Raw genomic sequence first — 20783 nt, forward strand, 5'->3', positions numbered from 1 at the left:
ACCTCCGGAGCCCGCCCGCACGCGACGACCTGACCGGTGACCGACGTCCCCGGCCAGGAGCAGACCCGTGGCGACCAGCGTCCTCGACGCCCCCCTCCCGACCCGTCCCGCCGCCGCGGCCGGCCACCCGCGCCGGTGGCCGGTCACCGTCCTCCTGCTGGCCGCGGTCTGCGGGCTGCAGTCACTGGCCCTGCTCGCCGTCGGGCTCACCGGGCTCGACGGGCTGCTCACCGCCGCCTCGCGGCCGTCGGGCCCCGTCGTCGTCGCCGTCCTCGGCGGGCTGGCCGGCTGGATCGTGGCCTGCGGGGCCGCCGCGCTGGGGGTCCTGGAGGGACCCGGGCGCCGGCTGGCGGCCGGCGTCGCGTGCGCCGAGGTGGTCCTGGTGGCCGGGCTGCTCGTGCTCGCCCTGCTCACCCCGGTGCTCGACGGCCTGCCCGCCGCGGTGCCGCTGCCGGCGCTGGCGCTGCTGGCCCTCGCCGTCCCGGTCGGCAAGCTGCTGCTGGCCTCCGCGCCGTCGGCCCTCGCCTGGGCCGCCGTCGCGCGACCGCGGCACGAGGCGCCCCCGGAGGTGACCCACCCGCGGGTGCGGCTGGCCACCGTGGCGGTCATCGGCCTGGCCCTGTGCACCCTCGCCGTCACCACCCCGGTGAGCGGGGAACCCCCGGCCGCGCCCGCCGCCGTCTCCGGCGGCTGACGGACGGCGCGGAGCGCGCCGCGGGCCGCTCACTACGCTCGTCCGCGTGAGTGATCGGCACATCCTGACCGCCGTGGCCTGGCCCTACGCCAACGGCCCGCGGCACATCGGCCACGTCTCCGGCTTCGGCGTCCCCTCCGACGTCTTCAGCCGCTACCACCGGATGGCCGGTGACCGGGTGCTCATGGTCAGCGGCACCGACGAGCACGGGACGCCGATCACCGTCGCCGCCGACGCCGAGGGCGTCAGCCCGCGGGAGATCGCCGACCGGAACAACCGGGTGATCGTCGACGACCTGCAGTCGCTCGGGCTGTCCTACGACCTGTTCACCCGGACGACGACGGCCAACCACGCGGCGATCAGCCAGGAGATCTTCCTGGGCCTGCTCAAGAACGGCTACGTCTTCCCGAAGACCACGCTGGGCGCGATCAGCCCCTCGACCGGGCGCACCCTGCCCGACCGCTACATCGAGGGCACCTGCCCGATCTGCGGCTACGACGGCGCCCGCGGCGACCAGTGCGACAACTGCGGCAACCAGCTCGACCCGGTCGACCTGATCAACCCGCGGAGCCGGATCAACGGCGAGACGCCGAGGTTCGTCGAGGAGGAGCACTACTTCCTCGACCTGCCGGCCTTCACCCGCTCGCTGGGCGACTGGCTGGACTCGCGGCGCGGCTGGCGGCCCAACGTCCTCAACTTCGCCAAGAACCTGCTCACCGACCTCAAGCCGCGCAGCTACACCCGCGACATCGACTGGGGCGTGGCCGTGCCGCTCGACGGGTGGCGCGACCGCCCCGACAAGCGCATCTACGTGTGGTTCGACGCCGTCGTCGGCTACCTCTCGGCGTCCATCGAGTGGGCCCGCCGCTCCGGGGACGACGACGCGTGGCGCCAGTGGTGGCAGACGCCGGACTCCGACGCCTACTACTTCATGGGCAAGGACAACATCGTCTTCCACGCCGAGATCTGGCCCGCCCAGCTGCTCGGCTACGACGGCGAGGGCGACAAGGGCGGGACGCCGGGCTCGCTGGGCCGGCTCAACCTGCCCACCGAGGTCGTCTCCAGCGAGTTCCTCACCATGGAGGGGCGCAAGTTCTCCTCGTCCCGCCAGGTCGTCATCTACGTGCGCGACTTCCTCGCCCGCTACGACGCCGACGCGCTGCGCTACTTCATCGCCGCGGCCGGCCCGGAGAGCCAGGACACCGACTTCACCTGGGCCGAGTTCCTGCGCCGCAACAACGACGAGCTGGTCGCCGGCTGGGGCAACCTGGTCAACCGCACGGTGTCGATGGCCGCGAAGAACGTCGGCGCCGTCCCGACGCCGGGGGAGCTGACCGACGCCGACCGCGCGCTGCTGTCGGCCACGCAGGGTGCCTTCGGGCCGATCGGCGAGCTGCTGGCCCGCAACCGGCAGAAGGCCGCGGCGACGGAGGCGATGCGGGTGGTCGGCGAGGCGAACAAGTACCTGTCCGACCAGGCGCCGTGGAAGCTCAAGGAGGACCCGGCCCGCCGCGACACCGTCCTGCACACCGCGCTGCAGGCGGTGAGCGACTGCAACGCGCTGCTCACCCCCTTCCTCCCGCACTCGGCGCAGAAGGTGCACGAGCTGCTCGGGGGCACCGGCACGTGGTCGCCGGTGCCGCGGATCGAGGAGGTCACCGACCTCGACGACGGCTCGCCGTACCCGGTCATCACCGGTGACTACGGGGACGCGCAGGCGGTGTGGGCCTCCCGGCCGCTGCCGTCGGGCACGCCGCTGGCGCCGCCCACCCCGGTGTTCAAGAAGCTCGACGAGTCGATCGTCGCCGACGAGCTGCGCCGGCTCGAGGGAGACGAGTGAGCACCGCGTCCGTGCACTTCCGCGGATCTGCACCGCGCAGTTCCGCGGAAGTGCGCACATGAGTCGGTCGGCCGCGTCCCGCGCCAACCGGCGGGGCGAGCCGCCGCCGTCCCCGGAGCCGCTGCCGGCGCCGGCGGTCGACAGCCACACCCACCTCGACATCGTCCTGGGCGAGCGGCCGGCCGGCGGGCACGGCGAGTGGGCCGGCGAGGAACGGGTGGACGCCGAGATCGAGGCCGCGGCCGCCGTCGGCGTGACCCGGCTGGTGCAGGTCGGGGTCGACGTCGCCTCGTCGCGGTGGTCGGCCGACCTGGCCGCGCGGCACCCGAACGTGCTGGCCGCGGTGGCGATCCACCCGAACGAGGCCGGCGCCGGCGGGGCAGGCGACGACGCGCTGGCCGAGATCGACCGGCTCGCCGCGCTGCCGTGGGTGCGGGCGGTGGGGGAGACCGGGCTCGACCGCTTCCGCACCGGCCCCGAGGGCTGGGCGGCGCAGGAGGCGTCGTTCCGCGCGCACGTCCGGATCGCCAAGCAGCACGGCGTCGCGCTGGTCATCCACGACCGCGACGCCCACGGGGAGGTCCTCCGCGTGCTCGACGACGAGGGCGCGCCCGAGCACACCGTCCTCCACTGCTTCTCCGGCGACGCCGCCTTCGCGAGGGCCTGCGTCGAGCGCGGCCACGTGCTGTCCTTCGCCGGCACGCTGACGTTCGGCAACGCCGGCGACCTGCGCGAGGCCGCCGCCCTGACCCCGGTCGACCAGCTGCTCGTCGAGACCGACTCGCCGTTCCTCACTCCCGTGCCGTACCGCGGCCGGCCCAACGCCTCGCGGCTGGTGCCGCACACCGTGCGGGCGCTGGCCGAGGTCACCGGCGTCGAGCTCGGCCGGCTCTGCGACGCCCTCACCGCCACCGCCGAGCGGGTCTTCGGTCCGTGGCGGTAGGGGACGGACCCCTCTGCTCGCCACCCCTCGCGAGCTCGGGGCGGGCCCCTGCAGCGGGGTCAACCGGTGAGCCCGGAGGCGGGGCACACTGGTCCCCGTGGGACGCCTCATCGCCGTGGTTCTCTTCATCGCCGTCCTCGTGCCCGGTGTGCTCCTCGCCCGGGCGTGGGCGCTGGCGGCCGGCCGCCGTGCCGTCGCGTCGGCCGGGGTCGAGTTCGCCACCCCGACCCGGGAAGGTGTCGCCACGCTGCAGCGGCAGGCGCAGCACGGCCGGCGGGTGCGCCGGGGCGGCCTGCTGCTCGGCGTCGTCGGCATCGCGGCGAGCGTGTGGATGTTCGGCGAGGCGTCGGTGTTCCTCTGGCTGCCGGCCCTGGTGATCGGGCTGCTCACCGGCGTGGCGCTGGCCGAGGCCACCCGGCCGCGGCCACGCTGGCGGCTCTCCGACCCCGCCCGCCGTCCCCGGCGCAGCGAGCAGATCTCGCCCTGGCTGCTGTGGACCATGCGCGTCGTCGTCGTCGCGGAGGTCGTCGTCGCCGCGGTGATGTGGCAGCGCGGCGACCTGCCCGACACCGTCGGGGTGGTCGCCCTCGCCGTCCCCCTGGCGGTCTGGCTGCTGGCCGAGGCCGCCCTCCTGCGCGCGCTCACCCGGCCGCTGCCGGCCGAGGGCGCCGACGTGCCCGTCGACGAGGCGCTGCGCACCTGGTCGGCCCACCTGGTCACCGCCGCGGCCAGCGTCCTGGCCCTGCTGCCGCTGGGCACGCTCCTGCTCGTCGCCGGGATCGACCTCGGCGACCGGGTGACCGACAACGTCGACCTGCTCCCGGTCGCCCTGGTCGCCGGTGGCTTCGCGAGCCTGGCCGCCGGTCTGGCCGTCGCGTGCTTCCTGCTGACCTGGCTGCGCCCGGTGCGGGCGGACGAGCGCGCTCTCACCGGCTGACCGGGGATGGGGGACCAGCTCCCGTCCCCCGATCGGGTGGTCGTCCCCCAATGACCTCGATCACGGCCTGACCTCGATCACGGCCTGACCTCACCGAGCCCAGCTGTCACAACCGCCTCACGCGGCGCGTTGGTCACTCAGCGTGTCGGCGTGGTGCCGAAGCGACGTGTCGCCTGACTGGTTCACTCTGCGTGCACCGTTGCTAGACGCACCGCGCTCGTTATCGTGTCGTGACCGACAGCCGGGATGGGGGACCGATCCGGGCGGCGTCCGACGGCCCTGGGGTCCCCCCTCGTGGTCGGCTGCCGCGCGCCCTGTGATCGCCTCGCACCCGGCACCCCTGACCTCGTGGAAGTGCCGTGTCCCGAACGCTGAAGCTCGTCCTCTCCGCCCTGGTCCTGACCGGACTGGTGGGCGGCTCCCTCGCCTGGTTCGCCGCGCAGAAGTCGCTGACCCTGACGATCGACGGGCAGGTCCGCGAGGTGAGCACCTACGCTGACACGGTCGGTGAGGTGCTGGACGAGGAGGGGCTGGAGGCGCAGGCCCACGACGTCGTCCTCCCCGATCTCGACGCCGAGGTCGGCGACGGCGACACGGTCGTCCTCAACCGCGCCCGGCCGCTGCAGCTCACCGTCGACGGCGTCGCCAGGGAGGTCTACGTGACCGCGCTCTCGGTCGACGAGGCGCTCGAGCAGCTCGGCTACCGGGCGGAGGGCCTGGTGCTCTCGGCCAGCCGCAGCGAGCGGCTCCCGCTCGACGGGATGGCGCTGTCGATCTCCACCCCCAAGGACGTCGTGCTCGTCGTCGACGGCACCTCGCGCGTGGTCACCACGACCGCCGCCACCGCCGCCGACCTCCTCGCCGAGCAGGGCGTCAGCCTCGGCCCGACCGACCGCACCAGCCTCTACCCGGCCCAGCCGCTGCTGGCCGGCATGCGGCTGCAGGTCTCCCGGGTGCAGGTCAGCGAGGTCGTCGAGACCAGCCCGCTGGACTACGAGATCGTCGAGACCGAGGACCCCGAGGCCTTCGAGGGCGAGGAGACGGTCACCCGGGAGGGCGTGGAGGGCGAGCAGGCCACCACCTTCCGGATCACCGTCGTCGACGGCGTGCAGACCGCTCGCGAGCAGGTGGGCACCATCGTCACCCGGGAGCCGGTCGACGAGCTGGTCAGCGTCGGCACCGAGGAGCGCCCGGTCGCGGCGTCGTCGGGCGGCAACAGCCCGTCCGCCGACGGCCTCAACTGGGCCGCGCTGGCCCAGTGCGAGTCCGGCGGTCGTGCCACCGCGGTCAGCGGCAACGGGCTCTACTTCGGCCTCTACCAGTTCTCGCAGGGCACCTGGCGGTCCGTCGGCGGCTCCGGCAGCCCGGCCGCGGCGTCGGCGGACGAGCAGACCCACCGCGCCCAGCTCCTCTACCAGCGCTCCGGCGCCGGCCAGTGGCCCCACTGTGGCCCCCGGCTGTTCACCTGATCGCACGCCGCTGAGCACCCCCGAGCAGACCGACGGGCTGCTGGGCCCGGCCGCCATCCGCGACCTGGCCCAGCAGCTCGAGCTGCGTCCCACCAAGACGCTCGGGCAGAACTTCCTGCACGACGCCAACACCATCCGGAGGATCGTGCGCACCGCCGGGCTGCGGCCCGACGACGTCGTCCTGGAGGTGGGCCCGGGCCTCGGCTCGCTGACCCTGGGCCTGCTGCCCGCGGCCGCCGCCGTGACCGCCGTCGAGATCGACCCGCGGCTGGCCGCCCGGCTGCCGCGGACCGTGGCCGAGCGGCGGCCCGACCTGGCCGGCCGGCTCACCGTGGTCGAGGCCGACGCACTGCGGGTGACGGAGCTGCCCGGGGACCCTCCGACGGCGCTCGTGGCCAACCTGCCGTACAACGTGGCGGTGCCCGTCCTGTTGCACCTGCTCGAGTTGCTGCCCTCGCTGCGGCGCGCGCTGGTCCTCGTCCAGGCCGAGGTCGCCGAGCGGCTGGCCGCCCCGCCGGGCGGCTCCGCCTACGGCGTGCCGTCGGTCAAGGCCGCCTGGTACGGCGAGGTGCGCCGGGCGGGCAACGTCGGGCGGCGCGTCTTCTGGCCCGAGCCCAACGTCGACTCCGGGCTGGTCGCCCTCGACCGCCGTCCGCCCCCGCCCGGCGACCGGGCCGCCACCTTCGCCGTCGTCGACGCCGCCTTCGCCACCCGCCGCAAGGGCCTGCGGGCCGCGCTCGCCCGGTGGGCCGGGAGCGCCGCCGCGGCCGAGGCGCGGCTGCGGGCGGCCGGCATCGACCCCGCCACCCGCGGGGAGCAGCTGTCGGTGACCGACTTCGCCCGCCTGGCGGCGACCGACCCGGTCGCGCCGTGAGCTGGTCCTCGCCGGGCGGGCCCGGGCACACCCGCGGGGACGGCGCGGTCACCGCGCACGCGCCCGCCAAGGTCAACGTCTCGCTGGCCGTCGGGCCGCTGCGGTCCGACGGGTTCCACGTGCTGCAGACGGTCTACCTGGCCGTCTCGCTGCTCGACACGGTCACCGTGCGCCGCGGCGAGGGCCTGTCGGTCACCGTGACCGGGGAGGGCGCCGGTGGACCCGACCCGGTGCCCACGGACCGGCGCAACCTCGTGTGGCGGGCCGCCGAGCTGCTCGCCGAGCACGCCGGCGTGCCCGCCGGGGCCGCCATCGCCGTCGACAAGGCCATCCCGGCCGCGGCGGGGCTGGCCGGGGGCAGCGCGGACGCCGCGGCCACCCTCGTCGCCCTCGACGCACTCTGGGGCACCCACGCCACCCGCGGCGACCTCACCGCGCTGGCCGCGGAGCTCGGCAGCGACGTGCCCTTCAGCCTGGCCGGCGGCGTCGCGCTGGGCAGTGGCCGGGGGGAGCAGCTCGCCCCGGTCCTGGCCCGGCGGCAGTGGCACTGGGTGCTCGGCATCGCCGAGGGCGGGTTGTCCACGCCGGCGGTCTACGCGGAACTGGACCGGCTGCGTGCCGCGGGGCGGCTGCCCGAGGGTGCGGAGTCGCCCTCACCCGAGGCGGTCCTCGCCGCACTGCGCAGCGGCCCGGCCGACGCCCTGGCGGCCGCGCTGACCAACGACCTGCAGGCGCCGGCGATCTCGCTGCGGCCGGCACTGCGCCGCGCGCTGCGCAGTGCCAACGACGCGGGCGCGGTGGGGGCGCTGGTCAGCGGCTCGGGGCCGACCGTGGCCGCGCTGGCCGAGGACGAGGACGCCGCCGTCCGGCTGGCCGCCGTCCTGGCGGGGGAGGGCGTCTTCCGGACCGTCCGCGTCGTGCACGGCCCGGTGCCCGGGGCGCGGCTGGTCGGCTGAACGAAGGACCCCCTGCCCCCACCGCTCGCAGGCTCAGCCGGGACCCGGGACGAGGCCGCTCGCCGGGTCCTGCGCAGGCTCGGCGCAGGACCCGGGACGGGGCGTCAGGCGGCCGCGGTGGCGGGCTCGCGCCGCTTGGCGGCCAGGCGGATCGGGTCGGGCCACTTCACCGAGTGCGCCCAGCCGAGCTTCTCGAACACCCAGATCACCCGGGCGCTGATGTCGATCTGCCCGCGCAGCACGCCGTGGCGGGCGCAGGTCGGGTCGGCGTGGTGCAGGTTGTGCCAGGACTCGCCGCCGCTGAGGATCGCCAGCGGCCAGAAGTTCGTGGCCCGGTCCCGCGAGGCGAAGGGCCGGCTGCCCACGACGTGGCAGATCGAGTTGATGGACCAGGTCACGTGGTGCAGCAGCGCCGTGCGCACCAGCCCGGCCCAGAAGAACGCCGTCCAGGCGCCGGCCCAGCTGCCCGTGACCAGGCCGCCGACGGCCGCCGGCAGGGCCAGGCTGAGGAAGGCCCACACGATGAACAGCCGGCTGGTGATGCGCAGCCCGCGGTCCTTGAGCAGGTCGGGGGCGTACCGGGCGGCGTTGGTCTGCCGCCGGTCGAACAGCCAGCCGAGGTGGGCGTGGAACATGCCCTTGAGGAGCGCGCGGGTGTCGTCGCCGTAGCGCCACGGCGAGTGCGGGTCACCGTCGCGGTCGGAGAAGGCGTGGTGACGGCGGTGGTCGGCGACCCACTGGACGACCGGGCCCTGGACCGCCATGCAGCCGACGATCGCCAGGGCGATCCGCAGTGGGCGCGTCGCCTTGAACGACCCGTGCGTGAAGTACCGGTGGTAACCCACGGTGACCCCGAGCAGCGGCACGAAGTAGAAGGCGACGAACAGGCCGACGTCGAGCCAGGACAGTCCCCAGCCCCACACCGCCGGCACGACGGCGGCCAGCGCCAGGAAGGGCACGACGACGAAGACGTAGAGCGTCAGCTGCTCGAGGTGCCCCTTCTCCTTCCCCAGTGCGTTGGGCGGCAGGCCCCGGTCGGGATCAGCGGGGCGGAAGGCCGCGGGCCGGGTGAGGGAAGGAGCGGACACATGGCCTCCAGGGGTCGTCCGTTGCGAGGACGCTCCGGCGCGACGGCCGGTGGCTACGACGCCGTAACCTACGTCACCGGCCGTGACCTCGCCGTCCGAGGCCCGGGGTCGCGCCGGCCCGCCCCGCTCCGTGCCCCGCCGCCACGGGCGCCCTAGGCTCGTCCGCGTGGCGCCGCCCGGGACGGCGCCGCGGTGGGGGATGGGGTAATCGGCAGCCCGCCGGCCTTTGGAGCCGGGAAGTCTCGGTTCGAGTCCGAGTCCCCCAGCAGCGTCGAGGTCACGCGCTGCCCGTGCCGAGGCGCCGGGTCGCCCTCCGGCGGTCCCGCCCACCGTCGGAGGAGTTCCGTGAGCCCGCAGCAGGCAGTCGCCGCCGTCGTCGTCCTCGCCGCCGGGCAGGGGACCCGGATGCGCTCGACCACGCCCAAGGTCCTGCACGAGATGGGCGGGCGCAGCATGCTCGGGCACGTGCTCGCGGCGGCCGCGCCGCTGGGCGCCGGCACGACGCTCGTGGTGGTCGGCGCCGGCCGCGAGGCGGTCGCGGAGCACCTCGCCGCGGTGGCTCCCGCCGCCCGGCCGGTCGTGCAGGAGGAGCAGCGCGGCTCCGGCCACGCCGCCGCCGTCGCGCTGGCCGCCGTCCCCGACCTCGAGGGCCCGGTCCTGGTCGTCAACGGCGACGCCCCGCTGCTGACGACCGGCACCCTGGCCACGCTCGTCGACGGCCACCGTGCCGCGGGCAGCGTCTTCACCGTCCTCACCGCCGAGGTCGACGACCCGACGGGGCTCGGGCGGATCGTCCGCGGTACCGACGGCGACCTGCTGGCCATCGTCGAGGAGCGGGACGCCACCGACGAGCAGCGGGCGATCCGCGAGGTCAACGCCGGTGTGTACGTGGCCAACGCGGCGACGCTGCGCCGCGTCCTCGCCGGGCTCGCCACGGACAACGCCCAGGGGGAGCAGTACCTCACCGACGCGCTCGCCCCGCTGGCCGAGGGCGGGGCGCCGGTCGCCGCCGTCCGCGCCGTGGACCCCGACGACGTCCTGGGCTGCAACGACCGCCGCGAGCTCGCCGCGCGCCGCCGCACGCTCAACGACCGCGTGCTCGACGAGCTCATGCGCTCCGGCGTCACCGTCGTCGACCCGGCGACAACGTGGGTCGACGTCACCGTCACCGTCGAGCCCGACGCGCTGCTCGAGCCCGGGGTCCAGCTCCGCGGGAGGACGACCGTCGCCACCGGCGCCGTCGTCGGGCCCGACACGACCCTGGTGGACACCACGGTGGGGGAGGGCGCCAGCGTGGTGCGCTCCCACGTCCTCGGCGCGGTCGTCGGCCCGCGCGCCGTGGTCGGCCCGTTCAGCTACCTGCGGCCGGGCAGCGACCTCGCCCGCGGCGCCAAGGTGGGCGCCTTCGTCGAGACGAAGAACGTCCGCGTCGGCGAGGGCTCGAAGGTGCCCCACCTCTCCTACGTCGGCGACGCGACCATCGGTCGGGGCGCGAACGTCGGGGCGGCCACGGTGTTCGTCAACTACGACGGGGTGGCCAAGCACCACACGACGATCGGCGACCACGTGCGGATCGGCTCGGACACGATGCTCGTCGCGCCGGTCACCGTGGGGGACGGCGCCTACACCGCGGCCGGCTCGGTGATCACCCAGGACGTCCCGCCGGGGGCCATGGGTGTGGCGAGGGCCCCGCAGCGCAATGTGGCAGGCTGGGTGGGCCGCCGCCGGCCGGGCACCGCCGCCGCACAGGCCGCTGCAGCGGCGACGCGACCGGCCGAGGGTGCGGCCGGCCCCGGGCCCGTGACCGAGGGAGCGGACCGGCCGGCAGCGCCCGACGTGGACCACGAGCAGTAGGGGCAGCAGAGCCGATGAGCGCGATCCGGCAGACCACCAGCAAGAGCCTGATGCTCTTCTCCGGCCGGGCCTTCCCGGAGCTGGCCGACGAGATCGCCGGCCACCTCGGTGTGACGCCGACCCCCACCGCGTCCTACGAGTTCGCCAACGGCGAGCTGTTCGTGCGCTTCGAGGAGTCGGTGCGCGGCTGCGACGCCTTCATCGTCCAGAGCCACACCGCGCCGATCAACACCTGGCTCATGGAGCAGCTGCTCATGGTCGACGCCGCCAAGCGGGCCTCGGCCAAGCGGATCACCGTCGTCGCGCCGTTCTTCCCCTACGCCCGCCAGGACAAGAAGCACCGCGGCCGCGAGCCCATCTCCGCCCGGCTGGTCGCCGACATGTTCAAGACCGCCGGCGCCGACCGGCTCATGACCGTCGACCTGCACACCGCGCAGATCCAGGGCTTCTTCGACGGACCGGTCGACCACCTCTTCGCCCTCGACCTGCTGGTCGACCACGTCAAGGCGCACTGGGGCGACCGCGACATCACCGTCGTCTCCCCGGACTCCGGGCGGGTGCGCGTCTCCGAGCGGTGGAGCGACAAGCTCGGCGGCGTCCCGCTGGCCTTCATCCACAAGACCCGCGACCCCATGCGGCCCAACGAGGTGGTCGCCAACCGCGTCGTCGGTGAGGTCGAGGGCCGCGTCTGCATCCTCGTCGACGACATGATCGACACCGGCGGCACCATCGTGAAGGCCGCGGAGACGCTGTTCGAGGCCGGCGCCGCCGACGTCATCGTCTGCGCGACCCACGGCGTCCTGTCCGGGGCGGCGGTCGACCGCCTGAAGAACAGCCGCATCAGCGACGTCATCGTGACCAACACGCTGCCCATCGAGCCGGCCCGCCAGTTCGACAAGCTGACCGTCCTGTCCATCGCCCCGCTGCTGGCCCGGGCGATCAAGGAGGTCTTCGAGGACGGCTCGGTCACGAGCCTCTTCGGCGGCGCCTCGTAACGGGTCGCCCTCCCGGGCTCCTCCGGACCCCGCCCGGACGGACCGCTGCGGGTCCCCCGCAGCCGAGCGCGTATCCTCACCAGAGCCCGGCGAGGGAGACGGTCCGTCCGTACTCCGTGATCGACGTGCGTGTGCCCTCGAGGGCGTGCCGCGCCGTGTGCCGGCCACCGACGCCAGATCCACCCCCCCGAGGAGCACACCACCGTGGCTGACTACCGCCTCGTCGCCGAGCCCCGCACCGAGTTCGGCAAGGGCAGCGCCCGCCGGACCCGCCGCGCGGGCCGCATCCCCGCCGTCCTGTACGGGCACGGCCAGGACGTCGTCCACCTGTCCCTGCCGGCCCTGGAGTTCGCCGCGGTCCTCCGCAACGGCGGCACCAACGCCCTGGTCACCGTCGTCCTCGACGGCACCGAGCACCTGGCCCTCACCAAGGCGGTGCAGCGCGACCCGCTCACCCGCACCCACGAGCACGTCGACCTGCTGGCGGTGCGCCGCGGCGAGAAGACGACCGTCGAGGTGCCGCTGGTCGTCGTCGGCGAGCCGGGCGTGGACGCGATCACCAACCACCAGCTCAACACCGTCTCGATCGAGGCCGACGCCACCGCCCTGCCCGAGGCGATCGAGGTGGACGTGACCGGCCGCACCGCCGGCCAGAACATCACCGCCGGCGACCTCGTCCTGCCGCGGGGAGCCACGCTGATCACCGACCCGGAGGCGCTGGTCATCGGCTTCCTGGGCGCCCCGACCGCCGAGGCCCTCGAGGCCGAGCTCGCCGAGGCCGAGGCCGAGGCCGGCATCGAGCGCGAGGAGTCCGCGCCCGCCGAGGAGGGCACCGGCGAGGGCGACGTCGTCCCCGAGCCGCAGGATCAGGGCAGCGGCGAGTCGATCGAGTCCACCCAGAACAGCTGAGGTCCCCGCTGACCGAGAGCACGACCCGCAGGGGCGCCGGCACGGCCGGCGCCCCTGCGGCGTTCCCTCCCTCCGAGGGGCCCTTCCTCGTCGTGGGGCTGGGCAACCCGGGCCCCGGCTACGCCGGCAACCGGCACAACGTCGGCGCGATGGTCCTCGACGAGCTCGCCGCCCGGATGGGCGGGAAGCTCACCGCGGGCAAGGGCGCCCGCGCCCGTGCGCTCTCCGCGGAGGGCCGGCTGGCCGGCCGCCGGGTCGTCCTCGCCCGGCCGACGACGTACATGAACGAGTCCGGCGGACCCGTGCGGGGACTGCTCGACTACCACAAGCTGCCGGTCGCCGACCTCGTCGTCGTGCACGACGAGCTCGACATCCCCTTCGCCGCCGTCCGCCTCAAGCGCGGGGGCGGTGAGGGCGGGCACAACGGCCTGCGCTCGATCAGCCGGTCCACCGGCACGAGGGACTACCTGCGCGTGCGGGTCGGCATCGGCCGCCCGCCCGGCCGCCAGGACCCGGCCGACTTCGTCCTCAAGGACTTCTCCGCGGCCGAGCGCAAGGAGCTCGACCTGCTCGTCGTCGAGGCCGCCGACGCCACCGAGGAGCTCCTCGCGCGCGGTCTCGAGGCGGCGCAGAGCGTCGTCCACCCGCGCGGCTGACCCCTCTCGTCACGGTCGGGTGATCGGGCGTCCCGATCGGGTGATCGGTCACTCTCCGTGTTGACCCGCCCGGAACGCCTTGTGATCGTGGCCAGGACACCGAGCGTCGCTCGTCGGGGATCCACCTCCGTGGCCTCCCCGGCGCACGCGTCCTCGGTCACAGACAGCCATGCGCGTCCAGGGGGAACGGTGCTGCTCGATCACTCCACGGTCCGGCTCGGGACCGTGTCCGGCACACCGGCGAGGGAGGCGGTCACCCCACCGCGGGCCCGGCCGGCGCAGGAGTGGGCCGGCCGCTACTCCCTCGTGCTGACCGTGTTCGAGGCCGCGGCCGCGGCGGTGGCGGGTGCGGCGGTCCTGGTCACCCGGCCGGAGGCCGGAGCCACCACCCTGCTGTCCTGGGCAGCGGCCGCCCTCGTCGTCGTGTGGCCGCTGCTGCTGCACGCCCACGGCGCCCACTCCGAGCGGGTGTTCGGCACCGGCAGCGAGGAGTACCGCGCGGTCGGCCGGTCGGGGTTCCTGTTCCTCGCCACCGCGGCTCTGCTGTCCTACGCCGCCGACCTCCACCTCAGCCGGGCGCTGGTCGTCGTCGCCGTCCCGGCGCTCACCGTGGTCACCCTGGTCGGCCGCTACGCCGCCCGGTGCGCCCTGCACCGGCTGCGCGCCCAGGGGCGCTGCTCCAAGCGGGTGGTCGTCGTCGGGCGGGGCACCGCCGTCCTCGAGCTGGTGGACCGGTTGCGCCGGCAGAGGTCGGCGGGTCTGGACGTCGTCGCCGCCTGCGTCACCCCCGACGACCGCGACCGGGTGGCCGCGACCTCCGGCGTCCCCGTCGGCGCGCTCGACGAGGTCGTCGCCCTCGCCGACCGCACGGGTGCCGACACCATCGCGGTCACCTCGGCCAGCGAGACGGCCGCGCAGTACCTGCGCCGCCTGTCGTGGCAGCTCGAGGGGACCGGCATCGAGCTGCTGGTGGCTCCCGGGCTCATCGAGGTGGCCGGTCCGCGCCTGCACATCCGGCCGTTCGAGGGGCTGCCGCTGCTCTCGGTCGAGCAGCCACGCTTCGAGGGGTGGCAGCGGGTGGTCAAGGGCGGCCTGGACCGCGCCGTCGCCGCGCTGGCGATCGTCCTCGTCGCCCCGGTGCTCCTGGCCATCGCCGCCGCCGTCAAGCTGACCAGCCCGGGGCCGGTGCTCTACCGCCAGGAGCGGGTCGGCGTGAACGGCCGGTCGTTCACGATGTACAAGTTCCGCAGCATGGTCGTCGACGCCGACCGCCAGGTCGACGCGCTGCGGACGCAGAACATCTCCGACGGGCTGCTGTTCAAGATGCGGGCCGACCCGCGGGTCACCCCGGTCGGCCGGCTGCTGCGCCGGCTCTCGCTGGACGAACTGCCCCAGCTGCTCAACGTCCTGGGCGGGAGCATGTCGCTGGTCGGGCCGCGGCCGCCGCTGCCCGCCGAGGTCGCCCGCTACGACACCTCGGTGCACCGCAGGCTGCTGGTCAAGCCGGGTCTGACCGGCCTCTGGCAGGTGTCCGGGCGCAGCGACCTGCCGTGGGAGGAAGCCGTGCGCCTGGACCTCCGCTACGTGGAGAACTGGTCGCTCGCCCTGGACCTGCTGATCCTCGTGAAGACCGCACGCGCCGTCCTCAGCCGCTCCGGGGCCTACTGAGCGATCGAGGACCCCGCGCCGCACCGGGCGGAGGGGGGCCGGTCGGGTCCCGTCGGACGTGGGCCCGGTGCTCAGCCGGCGGGGACCGTGACGTCGCTCAGCGTCGCTGCACCCGGCTGGACCCCGGCGAGGGGTGTGGCGAGGAGGAACACCGCCACACCGCCGGCCGGGAACCCGGCATCGAGGTCCCCCCGGGCCGCGCGGTCGCCCCGACCGTCGTCGAGGACGCGCGCGAGCTCCCCGACCGACGGGTTGTGGCCGACGACGGCCAGGGTCCGCACGTCCTCGGGGGTCTCCCGGACGGCCGTGAGCAGGGCCTCGACGGTGTTGTCCCAGATCCGCTCGTCGACGATCGGGTGCAGACCCGGCCCCAGCGCCGCACCCGCCTGCTCCCAGGTCTGCACCGCCCGACGGGCGGGGGAGAGGAGCACCCGGTCGGGTGCCAGCCCGGACTGCGCCAGCCAGGACCCGATCGCCGCGGCCTGCCGTGCGCCCCGCTCGGTCAACGGCCGCTCCGCGTCGACCGGGCCGGCGGCGGCCTGGGCATGGCGGATGAGCACGAGTCGGCGCGGCGGCACCGGCTGAGTCTGGCACCGCGGCGTGCGGCTCACCCCCCGGGCCGGCGGCGGGGCACGGCGACCGGGTGGCCGGAGGGCCGTGGACGTCGTCGTGGAGGGGCTCCGGTGGGTCGGCTGCGCCGGCCGGTCGTCCTCCGGGAGGCCCAGGAGTCCGTCCAGGAGCACGAGGTCGCCGGGTGGGCACCGTGCCCACCCGGCGACGTCGGTCCGGGTCCGGCCGGAGGAGCGTCCGGCGGCGCTGTGCCGGTCAGGCGGCCGGTCGCAGGGCCACCAGCCACCCACCGACGGCGGTCGCCTTCGGCAGGTGCCAGGTGGCGCTGCCGCTGGGCCCCGCGGTGGTCGTCGCGCGGGAGGCCAGTTCGGCGGCCTGGGCCCCACTGCTCTCACCGATCTCGGTCCAGCCGGACGGCGGCTCGATGCCGGCCGCCGAGCTGTCCAGGCCGATGCCCCCGACCAGCAGGGCACCCGGCGTGACGGTGGTGACCCCGGGGAGGGTCAGGCTGCTCGCGGCGAAGGTGCGGTCGACCGCGGTGACCGGCGCGGTGTCGAGGGGCGTGGCCCGGTTGACCCCGCGGAAGCTGCCCACGACGGCGCCCCACTTCTGGGCGGCCGACAGCTGCCAGGTGTAGGAGGCCGGCTCAGCGGCCGCGCTGGTCACCACGTGCGAGTAGACGAAAACCCGGGCGCCGCCGCCGATCGAGACCGGCGCCGAGAGCACCGGCGTCCACCCGGCCGGAGCGCTGCCGATCGACGGGGCGTTGTCCGTGGTGATCTGCGCGATCAGGACGTCGCCGTCGGCGACCCCGGCAGGCCGGGGCACCGTCACGTCCGGCACCGCGGTGAGTGACACCGCCGTCCCGGAGGGCCCGGCCGTCACCGCTCCACCGGCCGGGGGCGGCGGCGCTGTGTCCGTGACCGTGATGGTCGTGGTGGCCGGGGTGCCGGCCCCGGCGGCGTTGGCGGCGGTGAGGGTCACCGTGTAGGTGCCCGGCGAGGTGAACGTGTGCGCCGGGTTCTGGCTGGTGGCGGTCGTGCCGTCGCCGAGGTCCCACGACCAGGAGGTGGGGCTGCCGGTCGAGGTGTCGGTGAACTGCACCGCCAGCGGCGCCTGCCCACCGGTCACCGAGGTGGTGAAGGACGCCGTCGGGGCGGCCGGACCCGGCGGCGGTGCCGTGGGTCCGGACGCCGGCCGCAGCGCGCGCAGCCAGCCGCCGGAGGAGGTGCCCTTGCCGAGGGTCCAGGTCGCCGACCCGGTCGCGCCGGCCTGCGGCAGGCTGCGGTGCGCCAGCTCGGCGACCTGGGCCCCGGAGCTCTCCCAGGCCTCGGTCATCCCGGTCGGCGGGGTCACCGCGGTCGCCGAGCTGTCCAGCCCGATCCCGCCGACGAGCAGCGCACCGGCCGTCGTCGTGGTCACGCCCGGCACGGTGAGGCCGGCCGCGGTGTACCCGGTCTGGACGGCGGTGCTCGCCGGGGAGTCGAACGGGGTGGCGGTGTCCACCCCGCTGAACGCGGTCATCCCGGCGTTCCACTTCTGCGCCGCCGAGAGCTGCCACGTCCAGGACGCCGGCTCACCGGCCGGGTCGGCCACGACGTGCGAGTACGCGAACACGCGGGCTCCGCTGTGCACCGCGACCGGCGCCGTCAGCACCGGCGTCCACCCGGTCGGGACGGTCGCCATGGACGGAGCCCCGTTCGCGGTCACCTGGGCGACGAGCACGTCACCGGCGGCGACGCGCGCAGGACGCGGCACCGTCACCGCGGTCCCGGCGGACATGCCGACCGCGGTCGTCGACGCGCCGACCGAGATGCCCGCGGGCCGCGGCGGCGGAGGCGCCGTCACGGTCACCGTCGCGGTGGCCGGGGCACTGTCGCCGAGGGCGTTGGTGGCGGTCAGGCTGACCGTGTAGGTGCCCGGCGAGGTGTAGGTGTGCGCCACGTCCCGGGTGGTCGCGGTGGTCCCGTCCCCGAGGTCCCAGGCCCAGGAGGTGGGGCTGCCGGTCGAGGTGTCGGTGAACTGCACCGCCAGCGGCGCCTGCCCCTCGGTCACCGAGGTGGTGAAGGACGCCGTCGGAGGTGCGGGCCTCGGGCGCAGCGCGCGGACCCAGCCGCCCGCGGCCGTCGCCCGGCTCAGGGTCCAGGTGAGGTCCCCGGTCGGGCCGGCCGTGGCGGTCTGGCGGGAGGCCATCTCCGACACCTGGCCCCCCGTGCTCTCCCAGGCCTCGGTCCACGCGCTGGGCGCGGTCACCCCGGCCGTGAGGTTGTCCAGGCCGATCCCGCCGACGAGCAGGGCGCCGTCGGTGACGGTGGTGAGGCCGGGCACGGTGAGCCGGGTGGCCGCGTAGGTGGTGTCGACGGCGGTGCTCAGCGGGGTGTCGAAGGGGGTGGTGGGGTCGGCGCCGGCGAACGCGGTCATGCCCGCGCCCCACCGCTGGGCCGCGGACAGCGTCCAGGTCGCGGTGGCCGGTTCGGTGGCCGGGTCACCGACGACGCGGTAGTAGGCGAACAGCCGGGCGCCGCTGCCGAGGGCCAGCGGCCGGGTCAGGAGAGCCGTCCAGCCGCTGGGGACGGTGGCCATGGTGGGCGCGCCGTCCGCGGTGACCTGGGCGACCAGCACGGTCCCGGCGGTCACGCCCTCGGGCAGGGGGATGGCCACCTCCGTGCCGGCCGTCGTCCCGGCCGCGGTGGTCGACGCGCCCGCCGTGACGACGCCGCTCGCGGTGGGCGCGGCGGTCACCGTGACGGTGGCGGTGGCCGGGGTGCTCGACCCGGTCGCGTTGGTGGCGACGAGGGTGACGGTGTACGTGCCCGGGGCGGCGTAGGTGTGCGCCGGGTTCCGGGTCGTGGCGGTGGTGCCGTCGCCGAGGTCCCACGCCCAGGAGGTCGGGGTGCCGGTCGAGGTGTCGGTGAACTGCACCGGCAGCGGGGCCCGCCCGGACGTCGTGGAGGTCGTGAACGACGCGACGGGGGCCACCGGTGCCGCCGGCGTGGCGGCGAGGTCGGCGTGCCAGTAGCGCTGGGTGGCCTTCTGGCTGGCCAGGACGACGATCCCGCTGGCCGCGGTGACGCTCTGCTTGGTGCCGGTGACGTCGTTCATGTTGGCCGAGGCGACGTCGCGGATCACCGGGGTGCCGCGCCCGGCGGCGAAGACCGGGTCGGCCATCGGCGCGGTCTTGTCGTAGATGGTGCCGGGAGCGCCGGCGAAGGGGCACCCGCCGCTGGTCGGCGCCGTGGCCAGGACGTGGACGGTCTGGTGCTGCTCGTCCAGGATCAGCAGCGGCCGGGTGTGGCAGTCGGCCAGCGTGCCCACGGTCGTCGCCGACCACGCCCCGGTGCCCGGCTTGAAGCTCAGCAGCCGGATCTGCGGGTCTGTGGGCGCGGCCGCCGGGTCGCCGTCGAAGCTGGTCTTGACCACCGCGAACACCCGCCCGGAGGTGTCGGCCTGCACCGCCTTGATGTTCAGGTGGTCGTCGGCCTGCCTGTTCCCGCGCACGGCCGGGCTGCTCCGCCAGGAGGTGCGGGAGGTGCCGTCGTCGTGGACCGCCCAGTACACGGTGCCGTCGAGCTGGTTGCTCCACAGCAGCCCGATCCGGTTGCGGCCGAAGGCCACCACGCTGGAGATGTCGTCCTGCGACACGGCCGACCCGGCCACCGGGACGACGAACGGCGTCCCCCAGCTGATGTCGCCACCGGTGGTCGAGTTGACGTACACCGCGCTCGTGTAGCCACCGCCGGGGGCCGCGCTGACCTGTGTCCAGGTGGCCCAGAGGGTGCCGGTGGAGTCCTTGTCGATGGTCAGGGACTCGCTCGAGTGCTGGGTGATGGGAACGGGGAAGCCGGCGTCGAGCGTGTACCCGCGGTCGGCCGACCAGCTGTACCGGTAGAGCCGCGCCGGGCTGTCGGGCAGGGAGGGGGTGGCGCTCGCGTCGCTGGAGAGGCTCACCACGTGCGACGCGACGTACAGGTGCGTGCCGTCCCACAGCACGTCGGCCAGCGTGTTCGGCCGGTCGTCGATCGGCACGCCGGTGTCGACCCACTGCTGGGTCGACCGGTCCAGCCGGAAGACGTGCCAGGTCTTGGAGCCCGTGTCGAACATGTTCGCCCACCACGAGCCCTGCGCGAACCAGAGCTTGCTCTGCGGCTTGTCGGACGTGGGCACGTAGGAGGCCCCGGCGTAGGACGGCCCCGGGTACCCGACGTCGCCCGTCGCCGCGGCGGCCCGGTCGGGACCGACGACCAGGCCGCCGACCGCCAGGAGGGCGGCGAGGACGACCAGGACGAAGCTGCGCGTGGCACGCACGAGTGTTGCTCCCCCGTTGTTGCGCTGACCCGTGCGCGACGCTCCGGACGACGTCCCGCGGCTCGGCTGACCTCGTTCAGACGCTAGGTGACCGATGGTGAGGAACGCGTCCCCCCGAGAGGTGACACCTGCTCGGGAAGCGGCCTCGCGGTCGCCGGCCTTCCCGTCGACCTGACGGAGAGTCACCTCCACGGCCGTGGTGAGCCGGCCGCTCAGAGGTCGAGGACCGCCAGCATCGCCTCGGCGATCGCGGCGTGGCCCGCGTCGTTGGGGTGGAACTGGTCCCGGACCCCTCCGCCGGGGACGGGGGAGCCCTCGGGCCCGCGCAGCGTCTCGTCGACGTAGAGCTGGCTCAGGGGGACCACGACACCGCGGTGCTCGGCGCAGACCGGTCGCAGCTCGCGGTCGAGGGCCGTCGCCAGCTCCGGGCCGTTCCACACGCCGTCGCACACCAGTGCGGCGTCGGGGGCCAGCGCGCGGACGCCGTCGAGCAGCGCTGCGTAGTCCGTGCCGAACTGGGCCGCCGAGAGGGCGACCGAGTCGTTGGCGCCGACCTCGACGAGGACCAGGTCGAACGGTCCGCTCACCTCGGGCAGGTCCTCCGTGGCCTCGGCCGCGCTCCAGCCGGGACCGCCGACGGTGGCGACCTCGACCGGCCCACCGGCCGAGAGCCCGGCCGTGACGCGGGCCCGGTAGGTCAGGCTCTCGTCGCTGGCGAAGGACCCCCACATCAGCGAGTCACCGATGAACAGGACCCGCAGGGGACGGTCGGCCGGCCGCTGCACCGGGACGGCCGTCGGCCGGGCGGGAGCGGCCGGTGCCGCGGCGGTGGGCTCCGTGGCCCCCGCCGCCGGGATCGTGTCCTGCCGCAGCGCCGACGGCCCGACGGCGACCAGGCCGGCCAGACACAGCGCCATGGCGACGAGGGCCCAGATCGGCGGCCGCTCCCACCTCCCGCCCCGCAGGCCCCGGGTCCGGCCCGCGGAGGCGGCGGATCGGACGCGCATCAGTCGGTCCGCCGGCCG

The 20783-nt window shown here is 75.3% G+C and carries 16 protein-coding genes and 1 tRNA gene; 13 read left to right on the top strand and 4 right to left on the bottom strand.

Annotated features, from left to right (window positions below):
* Positions 1-67 precede the first annotated feature (67 nt).
* The 7 genes from ABQ292_RS07540 to ABQ292_RS07570 all read left to right on the top strand — a co-directional run bounded on the left by ABQ292_RS07540 (position 68) and on the right by ABQ292_RS07570 (position 7713).
* Positions 68-694, top strand: a complete 627-nt coding sequence (locus tag ABQ292_RS07540) for a hypothetical protein (RefSeq protein WP_369204853.1) — start codon at positions 68-70, stop codon at positions 692-694.
* Between the two features lie 46 nt (positions 695-740).
* Complete coding sequence (metG, locus tag ABQ292_RS07545) at positions 741-2534, top strand: methionine--tRNA ligase (RefSeq protein WP_369204855.1); 1794 nt, start codon at positions 741-743, stop codon at positions 2532-2534.
* 58 nt (positions 2535-2592) lie between these two features.
* Positions 2593-3477, top strand: a complete 885-nt coding sequence (locus ABQ292_RS07550; protein WP_369204857.1) for a TatD family hydrolase — start codon at positions 2593-2595, stop codon at positions 3475-3477.
* 97 nt (positions 3478-3574) lie between these two features.
* Positions 3575-4414: a hypothetical protein gene (locus tag ABQ292_RS07555; protein WP_369204859.1), complete on the top strand. Its 840-nt coding sequence runs from the start codon at positions 3575-3577 to the stop codon at positions 4412-4414.
* A gap of 359 nt (positions 4415-4773) precedes the next feature.
* On the top strand, positions 4774-5883 hold the full coding sequence (locus tag ABQ292_RS07560) for a resuscitation-promoting factor (RefSeq protein WP_369204861.1): 1110 nt from the start codon (positions 4774-4776) through the stop codon (positions 5881-5883).
* On the top strand, positions 5861-6757 hold the full coding sequence (gene rsmA, locus ABQ292_RS07565) for a 16S rRNA (adenine(1518)-N(6)/adenine(1519)-N(6))-dimethyltransferase RsmA (RefSeq protein ID WP_369204863.1): 897 nt from the start codon (positions 5861-5863) through the stop codon (positions 6755-6757). Before ABQ292_RS07560 ends, rsmA begins: the two co-directional genes overlap by 23 nt.
* On the top strand, positions 6754-7713 hold the full coding sequence (locus ABQ292_RS07570; RefSeq protein ID WP_369204865.1) for a 4-(cytidine 5'-diphospho)-2-C-methyl-D-erythritol kinase: 960 nt from the start codon (positions 6754-6756) through the stop codon (positions 7711-7713). The genes rsmA and ABQ292_RS07570 overlap by 4 nt, the downstream gene beginning before the upstream one ends.
* 104 nt (positions 7714-7817) lie before the next feature.
* Here the strand turns inward: ABQ292_RS07570 and ABQ292_RS07575 are convergent, their stop codons facing one another.
* Positions 7818-8801: an acyl-CoA desaturase gene (locus ABQ292_RS07575; protein ID WP_369204867.1), complete on the bottom strand. Its 984-nt coding sequence runs from the start codon at positions 8799-8801 to the stop codon at positions 7818-7820.
* A gap of 193 nt (positions 8802-8994) precedes the next feature.
* Here ABQ292_RS07575 and ABQ292_RS07580 point away from each other — a divergent pair.
* The 6 genes from ABQ292_RS07580 to ABQ292_RS07605 all read left to right on the top strand — a co-directional run bounded on the left by ABQ292_RS07580 (position 8995) and on the right by ABQ292_RS07605 (position 14883).
* A tRNA-Gln gene (locus ABQ292_RS07580) sits at positions 8995-9067 on the top strand.
* 79 nt (positions 9068-9146) lie between these two features.
* The gene (gene glmU / locus ABQ292_RS07585; protein ID WP_369204869.1) at positions 9147-10655 is read left to right on the top strand and encodes a bifunctional UDP-N-acetylglucosamine diphosphorylase/glucosamine-1-phosphate N-acetyltransferase GlmU; all 1509 of its coding nucleotides are present in this window, start codon (positions 9147-9149) and stop codon (positions 10653-10655) included.
* A 14-nt stretch (positions 10656-10669) separates the two neighbouring features.
* Positions 10670-11650 (top strand): ribose-phosphate diphosphokinase, encoded by a 981-nt coding sequence (locus tag ABQ292_RS07590; protein ID WP_204692949.1) that lies wholly within the window; start codon positions 10670-10672, stop codon positions 11648-11650.
* Between the two features lie 204 nt (positions 11651-11854).
* A complete protein-coding gene (locus ABQ292_RS07595) occupies positions 11855-12559 on the top strand; it encodes a 50S ribosomal protein L25/general stress protein Ctc (RefSeq protein ID WP_369204871.1) in 705 nt (234 codons plus the stop codon).
* A gap of 92 nt (positions 12560-12651) precedes the next feature.
* The gene (pth, locus tag ABQ292_RS07600; RefSeq protein WP_369204873.1) at positions 12652-13215 is read left to right on the top strand and encodes an aminoacyl-tRNA hydrolase; all 564 of its coding nucleotides are present in this window, start codon (positions 12652-12654) and stop codon (positions 13213-13215) included.
* 225 nt (positions 13216-13440) lie between these two features.
* Positions 13441-14883, top strand: a complete 1443-nt coding sequence (locus ABQ292_RS07605) for a sugar transferase (RefSeq protein ID WP_369204875.1) — start codon at positions 13441-13443, stop codon at positions 14881-14883.
* A 71-nt stretch (positions 14884-14954) separates the two neighbouring features.
* Here ABQ292_RS07605 and ABQ292_RS07610 read toward each other — a convergent pair whose 3' ends face one another.
* The 3 genes from ABQ292_RS07610 to ABQ292_RS07620 all read right to left on the bottom strand — a co-directional run.
* Positions 14955-15461, bottom strand: coding sequence for a SixA phosphatase family protein (locus ABQ292_RS07610; protein WP_369204877.1), 507 nt, complete (start codon positions 15459-15461; stop codon positions 14955-14957).
* Positions 15462-15708: 247 nt separating this feature from the next.
* On the bottom strand, positions 15709-19758 hold the full coding sequence (locus tag ABQ292_RS07615; protein WP_369204879.1) for a PKD domain-containing protein: 4050 nt from the start codon (positions 19756-19758) through the stop codon (positions 15709-15711).
* Between the two features lie 212 nt (positions 19759-19970).
* Positions 19971-20783, bottom strand: an 813-nt coding sequence (locus ABQ292_RS07620; protein WP_369204881.1) for an SGNH/GDSL hydrolase family protein, incomplete at its 5' end; no start/stop codon positions are given.

Origin of the sequence: Geodermatophilus maliterrae, assembly GCF_041018925.1 — a bacterium.
GTDB lineage: Bacteria > Actinomycetota > Actinomycetes > Mycobacteriales > Geodermatophilaceae > Geodermatophilus > Geodermatophilus maliterrae.